The following is a 6,339-nucleotide window of genomic DNA, read 5'->3' on the forward strand; positions in this document are numbered from 1 at the left end:
CTCTTCGCGATGAGCGTGGGCGCCGGCCTCATCATGCGTGCGTCTCACAAGCAACTTGAGACCGAACGTCAGCAGGCGGCCGATCAACTGGCCGGGCTACGGCTTGATCTCGCCAGAGAGCTGCACGACAACGCCGTTCACAAGATCTCGCAGGCGGCGATGCGAGCCCACATGGGAGCGCTGCGTCCCGAGACCCCAGCTGATCTGGCCAACGAGTTCACCCAGATCGCGACCTCGTGCAATGATGCCGCGCACGAACTGCGGCTGCTGTTGACCGGTCTGCGGCAGGACAGCCCAGCGATGGACAGTGGACAGCCGCAGATCATCGACGCCGACGCTCTGACCGCGCTGATCGAGGGCCAGGCCGATCGGCTCGCCGCCTTGGGTTTCGCGATCACGCAGGACGTCAAGATCGAGGCACCGACCAGCCTGCAGTGCCGGACGCTCGCGGCGATCACCATCGAGGCAGTCAACAACATCGTCCAGCATGCGCCTGCCAGGAGCGAGTGCAGCATCCGGGTCGATCAGCAGGCGGGCACGTTGATGGCGGAGTTCACCAATCAGATCCGCGATCTCAAGCGGGCCACGAGCCGGCCGTCGTTCGGTTTGCTCGGGATTGAGGAACGGGCTCGAGCAGCGGGCGGGTTTATCACGATCAGCAAGCCGTCCGGTCGCTGGCGCCTGATGATCACGCTGCCGCCGGTGCCTGGATTCGCCGCACCAGAGGCCGTCGATTCCGGCGCTGCCGATGGTCTGCCGACCGAGTACGGGATCTGAGGACCCCGACCGCTCAGAAGAGGCCTTCGGGTGTCACGGGGGGAGCGTAGGCCGGGTCGACGTCCTTGAAGAGTCTGCTCACCGAGCGTCCACGATGGATGCGTTCGATGGCGTCGGCGAAGAGCGGGGCCACGCTGATGGTGGTCAACTCCGGCCAGTCGGCGGGCGGTGGCACGGTGTCGGTGCTGACGACGCCGTCGATGAAGTCGTTGGCGCGCAGACGCTCGACCGCACGTCCGGCAAAGAGCCCGTGGGTACAGGCGACGGTGACCGACAGAGCACCGAAATCCTTGAGCCGCTGGGTGATCTCGATGATCGAACCGCCGGTGGCGATCTCATCGTCCAGCACGATCGCGTGGCGCCCGGTCACATCGCCGACGACCGAGTCGACGACCACCTTGTCGTCGGCGAGCCGTCGCTTGCTACCCGCTGCCACCGGAAGTCCCAGCAGCCGGGAGAACTGGGTCGCGTTCTTGGCATTGCCCAGGTCGGGCGAGACCACCACGCCGTTGGTGAGATCCCTGCCACGGAAATGCTCGGCGAGCACCCCGAGCGCGGTCAGCTGATCGACCGGGCAGCTGAAGAAGCCCTGCACCTGCGGCGAGTGCAACTGCATGGTCAAGACGCGGGAGACGCCGGCGGTCACCAGCAGATCGGCGACCAACCGACCGCCCAGCGACAACCGCGACGCGTCCTTCTTGTCGGAGCGCGCGTACGCGTAGTGCGGGATCACCGCGGTGATCTGGGCCGCGGAGGCACCGCGGGCCGCATCGATCATCAGCAGCAGCTCCATGAGATGTTCTTGAGTGGGCGGAACCAACGGCTGAATGATGTAGACGTCGCGCTGACGCACATTGGTCAGCAACTGCGCCTGCAGGCAGTCGTTGCTGAAACGGCTGACGCGCACCGGCGACAATCTGATGCCGAGGTGCTCGCAGATCTGATTGGCGAACCCCTGATGTGCCGATCCGGAGAAAACGACGATGTCCTTCACGCGACCAGACCCCTTCCAGCCACACGTCGCTGACATGCCTCAGTCTAGGGGGCTGCGCGGGCGCGGCGTGGCTCCGCCGTTATCGGTGGTCGAGATCGATGCTGTGGGAGAATCCAAGGTATGGCCACCGATCCGCTCCAGACCCAAGCCGCCCTGCCGCCATGGCGCCGGACGCTCGATGACGGTTCTCCCTATTGGACCAAGCATTATCAGCCCGGGGTCCCCACCGAGATTGAGTTGCCCACTCAACCGCTCAGCTCGCTGCTGGAGACTGCCGCTCGCGAGGGTGGACGTCACGTCGCGACCGATTTCTTCGGTGCCGAGATGACCTATCGGCAGCTGGGGGACCGGGTTGCTCGGGCAGCCGAAGGGCTCCGCCAACTGGGGGTGCGGGCGGGAGATCGGGTGGCGCTGCTATTGCCGAACTGTCCGCAGCATCTGATCGCGTTCTACGCGGTTGTCCGGCTGGGCGCTGTGGTGATCGAACATAACCCGCTCTATACCGCACACGAACTCGGCCGGCTCTTCGAAGACCACGGCGCGCGGGTTGCCATCTGCATGGATTCGGCAATCGAGAAGTTGGACGAACTGCCGAACTATGCGCGTCCGGCGACGGTCATTTCGGTGAACCTGATCAAGGCGATGCCAAGAACCCTCCAGTTCGCGCTCCGCCTGCCCATCCCAGCACTCAAGGCCAAACGCAGTGCATTGTCCAACGGCGCCAAGGGGACGATCAGCTGGGAGAAGCTGATCAGTCATCGTCCGCTCAGCAGGCGATTCCCTCGCCCGAGTGTCAACGACCTGGCCGCCATCCAATACACGTCGGGCACCACCGGCAGCGCCAAGGGCGCCATGCTCACGCATTCCAATCTCTATGCGAATGCCCGGCAGGGCGAGGCCTGGATGCTCGGAGCGACACCTCGGGAAGAGACCAGCTACGCCGTGCTGCCGATGTTTCATTCGTTCGGCGTCACCATGCACACCACCTTCGGCGTACTCAAGCAGTCGCGGCAGGTGCTCTTCCCCAAGCCCGACACCGACATGATCCTGGACGCCTGGCGCAAGCATCCGGCGACGATCTACTGCGTCGTCCCGATTCTCTACCAGCGCACCGCCGAGGGCGCCCGCGAACGGGGGCAGTCGCTGGCCAGCGCCCGCTGGTGTATCTCGGGTGCGATGGCGTTGCCGGAGGATACCCGCGAACTGTGGGAGTCGCTTTCGAGCGGGCTGCTGGTCGAAGGGTACGGTCTCACAGAGGCCTCTCCGGTTGCGCTGGGCAATCCGTTCTTCCCGACCAGGCTGTCGGGAACCATCGGGGTGCCGTTCCCGTCCACGCTGATGAAAGTGGTCGATGTCAACGAGGCGGATCGCGAGGTCGAGGTCGGTGAACCCGGCGAGTTGATGATCAAGGGGCCGCAGATCTTCCAGGGCTATTGGCGAGACCCGGAGGCGACCGCAGAGACGCTGGTAGACGGCTGGCTGCATACCGGCGATGTGGTGACCGTGGATGATGAGGGGTTCACGACGATCGTGGATCGCAAGAAGGAGATCATCATCACCGGCGGCTTCAACGTCAGTCCAAGCGAAGTCGAGTCCGAACTGAAACGCCACGAGCACATTTTGGATGCGGCAGTGGTCGGCGTTCCGACCGGGCGCGGCGATGAGGAGGTCGTCGCCGCGATTGTCACAGATGACGGGTTCGAGGTGAACGACAAGCAGTTGCGGGATTGGGCAAAGACGAACCTGGCCGCATACAAGGTGCCGAGGCATTTCGTGAAGGTGGACGATTTGCCCCGCTCAATGCTGGGCAAGGTCTTGCGTGGTGAGGTCCGCAAGCAGATCGCGGAGAAGTGAGCCGGCCCACCTCGCTGCCGGTCGTGGTGGACCGGCGCCCCGAGGCCGACCTGATGACCGATGTGGTCATCGTGGGTAGTTCTCCAGGCGCGTTGGCTGCCGCTATCGCCTGCCGCCAAGCCGGCCTGGAGGTCCTCGTGGCGGAGGCCTCCGGGAAGCTGGGTGGTCGTCCGGGCGCTGGGGACGGGCGGCTTTGGCTTCCCGCACGCACCGGCACGGACGACGATTACGCGACCGCACGGGACTATTTCGACCGCGTGGTCCCCGACTTCGAAGCCTGCAGCAGCGCGCCGCGCCGACACGCCTTCTTGACCGGGACCGCCGGCATGGCGGCATGGCTCGGCGAACTCGGAGTCGAACTGGAGCCGGATCCGTCGGCCGACCACTACCCGCAGCTGCCTGGATCGCGTAGCGGCGGTCGGGTGCTGAGGCCAGCGGCGGTGGCGACCACCGCTATCGGGAGGCTCGCCGAGTTCTTGCCCGTCGATCCGGGCTGGGATGCCGAAGGGGTCCTCGACAAGCTGGGACACGGTGCGCGCAAGGTTGGTGAGCTGACGCTTGGACGCCGTTGGGCCGTCGGCAGGGTGGCACTGCTGGTCGCACTGCTCGCGGTCTGCCAACGGATGCAGGTCAACATCTGGTGGCAGGCCCCGGTGCGCGAGCTGGTCGTCGCCAGTGGTCAGGGTGAATCGAGCGACGCGCGCCGGGTCGCGGGAGTGGTCGTCGATCGCGGGGGCCGGGCGGTCCGGGTGCTGGCCGGGCGCGGTGTCGTGCTCGCCGACGGTGGATTCGAGGCCGACGCCGAGTTGCGTCGGGAGTTCTTGCCGCGGCCATCTCGTCCCGATTGGACGATCGGCACGCCCTCGAAGGCAGGCGTGAGGCAGCTGACCTGGGCGTCCCAGCTGGGACTGCGGCTCGGCGGCATGGGCTACGCCTGGTGGCGTCCGGGCTTGTGGGCACCCGGAGTACCGGTGCAGGATGCCCGGCGGGCACTCGCGCTTCCGCATGGTTTCGTCGTTGACTCGACCGGTCAGAGGTTCGCCGATGAGGCGTGCGCCTCAGCCGACTTCTGCCGGGCGCTCTATGCGAGGTTCAACGATCTCGGACCACAACTCGAGACCTGGTTGATCGTGGATTCCGAGCATCGCAGACGGTACCGGCTGGGTGAGGTGGAGGCGGGGAGGCTGCCGCGGGCGGCGGAGAGGTCCGGGTTCGTCGTCTCGGCTCGCACTCTTCCCGAATTGGCCTGGAAGATCAAGGTCGACGCGGCCGGTCTGCAGGCCACCGCCGAGCGCTTTGAGCAGCATGCCGAGACCGGGCAGGATCTTGACTTCGGACGCGGAGAATCCCCGGGCGACAAGGCCAGAGGTGATCGGAAGAGGCGTCCGAATCCGTGCCTGGGTGCCGTGTCGAAGCCGCCGTTCTTTGCTGTCCGGGTGGTGCCGGCCGACCTAGGGACCAAGGGCGGTCTGCTGGCCGACGAGCACGCCCGAGTGCTTCGGGACGACGACGGTGCCATGCCGGGGCTGTGGGCGATCGGTTCGGCAGCGGCCTCGGTGACCGGTCCGGCTGTTCCTGCGCCCGGGGTGGCGCTGGCCGAGGCGATGGTCTTCGGACGCGCGGCCGCCGCGTCCATCGCTGCCGCTGGGTGGCTATGAGATGTTGATCGCCGTCTCCTCGGGCGCCCGGAGCAACGCAATCGCCTCCTTGAGGTAGCAAACCACATTGAAATGCCGTGCCGGACCCAATTCGCAGAAGACTCCTGGCGAGTCGTTTCGGGGCACGGGAACCCGTACGAATTTCATTCGTGAGATCTCTTGCGGACGCGAACTCAGCAGTGTTAAGTTGAAGACGAACCCCGACCCCGGTTGAAGCCGAAACCACAACCCTCTCACCGAGATTCTCAGCGAGTCGCGCAGATGCCTCCCGCTGGTCAGTAATTGGTTGATTGTCATCCTAATGCGGGATGACTACGTTTAGTAGTAAGGGGAAGATCATGTCCAAACCGTCGTCGCCCCCCCCTGAAAGAAAACTCCTGACAGGGGTGTTGTGCGCTGCTCTAATGGTGCCATTGATCGGTACAGCAGTTCCTGCGGCAGCAGAACCCAACGAAATGACGCCCTACAGCTGTAGTGATTCCAGCTTCAGCAACTCATTCGGCTACTTTGATACCAGCTACACCCGAGCGGGTCCTAGGTCGAAGAGCACCGACTCCTATGTGTACATGAACGTGACTTCAATCACATCAGGTCGCACGATCATGGCTCATGTCGATGCGTGGAACGGTTCGAGTTACATTGATGCCAGCCAGGGCAATGATTACGAAGCAACCAATGGCACTACGTTGCTCCTGAACTGGGTGATTGAATACGGCTACAATTCCGCCGCGATCGCCTACCGTAAGAGCAACACTGTGGGTGGCGTCGATGTCGCCGGCGTGTGGAGCCCCGACTACTGCTAACCACCGCCGCAAATCATGAGCAGTGAGTTGGTGATTGGCCTTGTCTCTCACCAACTCAGTCTCAGAAAGGTTCATTCTGTGGCTAAGCGGAGCACGGACTCACCCGATAAGTGCGAAGAAATCCTGGTGGAGGTCGACCACGTCTCTAAGCGAATAGGTAGCGCGCTCGTGTTGGACGATATTTCGATGTCTATGCACGGTGGGCGGATATACGGGTTGCTTGGAGCTAACGGCTCCGGCAAAACCATGCTGA

General features: G+C 64.3%; 5 protein-coding genes. 4 read left to right on the plus strand and 1 reads right to left on the minus strand.

Annotated elements, in window-relative coordinates; translation table 11 throughout:
* Positions 1–777, plus strand: a 777-nt coding sequence (locus AAFP05_RS07180) for a histidine kinase (RefSeq protein WP_341729176.1), incomplete at its 5' end; no start/stop codon positions are given.
* Positions 778–790: 13 nt separating this feature from the next.
* Here AAFP05_RS07180 and AAFP05_RS07185 read toward each other — a convergent pair.
* Positions 791–1,771, minus strand: coding sequence for a ribose-phosphate pyrophosphokinase (locus AAFP05_RS07185; protein ID WP_341729177.1), 981 nt, complete (start codon positions 1,769–1,771; stop codon positions 791–793).
* Between the two features lie 120 nt (positions 1,772–1,891).
* On the opposite strand from AAFP05_RS07185, the gene AAFP05_RS07190 reads away from it, so the two are divergent.
* From AAFP05_RS07190 to AAFP05_RS07200, 3 genes are all read left to right on the plus strand, one after another.
* Complete coding sequence (locus AAFP05_RS07190; protein ID WP_341729178.1) at positions 1,892–3,625, plus strand: AMP-binding protein; 1,734 nt, start codon at positions 1,892–1,894, stop codon at positions 3,623–3,625.
* The gene (locus AAFP05_RS07195; RefSeq protein WP_341729179.1) at positions 3,622–5,283 is read left to right on the plus strand and encodes an FAD-binding protein; all 1,662 of its coding nucleotides are present in this window, start codon (positions 3,622–3,624) and stop codon (positions 5,281–5,283) included. The genes AAFP05_RS07190 and AAFP05_RS07195 overlap by 4 nt, the downstream gene beginning before the upstream one ends.
* A gap of 338 nt (positions 5,284–5,621) precedes the next feature.
* Complete coding sequence (locus AAFP05_RS07200) at positions 5,622–6,086, plus strand: hypothetical protein (protein ID WP_341729180.1); 465 nt, start codon at positions 5,622–5,624, stop codon at positions 6,084–6,086.
* Positions 6,087–6,339 lie beyond the last annotated feature (253 nt).

It is taken from the genome of Brooklawnia sp., assembly GCF_032229645.1.
Taxonomy (GTDB): domain Bacteria; phylum Actinomycetota; class Actinomycetes; order Propionibacteriales; family Propionibacteriaceae; genus Brooklawnia.

Excerpts from the sequence above, each read along its gene's own strand:
- AAFP05_RS07200 (WP_341729180.1), top strand. The coding sequence starts at position 5,622 with ATGTCCAAACCGTCGTCGCCCCCCCCTGAAAGAAAACTCCTGACAGGG.
- AAFP05_RS07190 (WP_341729178.1), top strand. The coding sequence starts at position 1,892 with ATGGCCACCGATCCGCTCCAGACCCAAGCCGCCCTGCCGCCATGGCGC.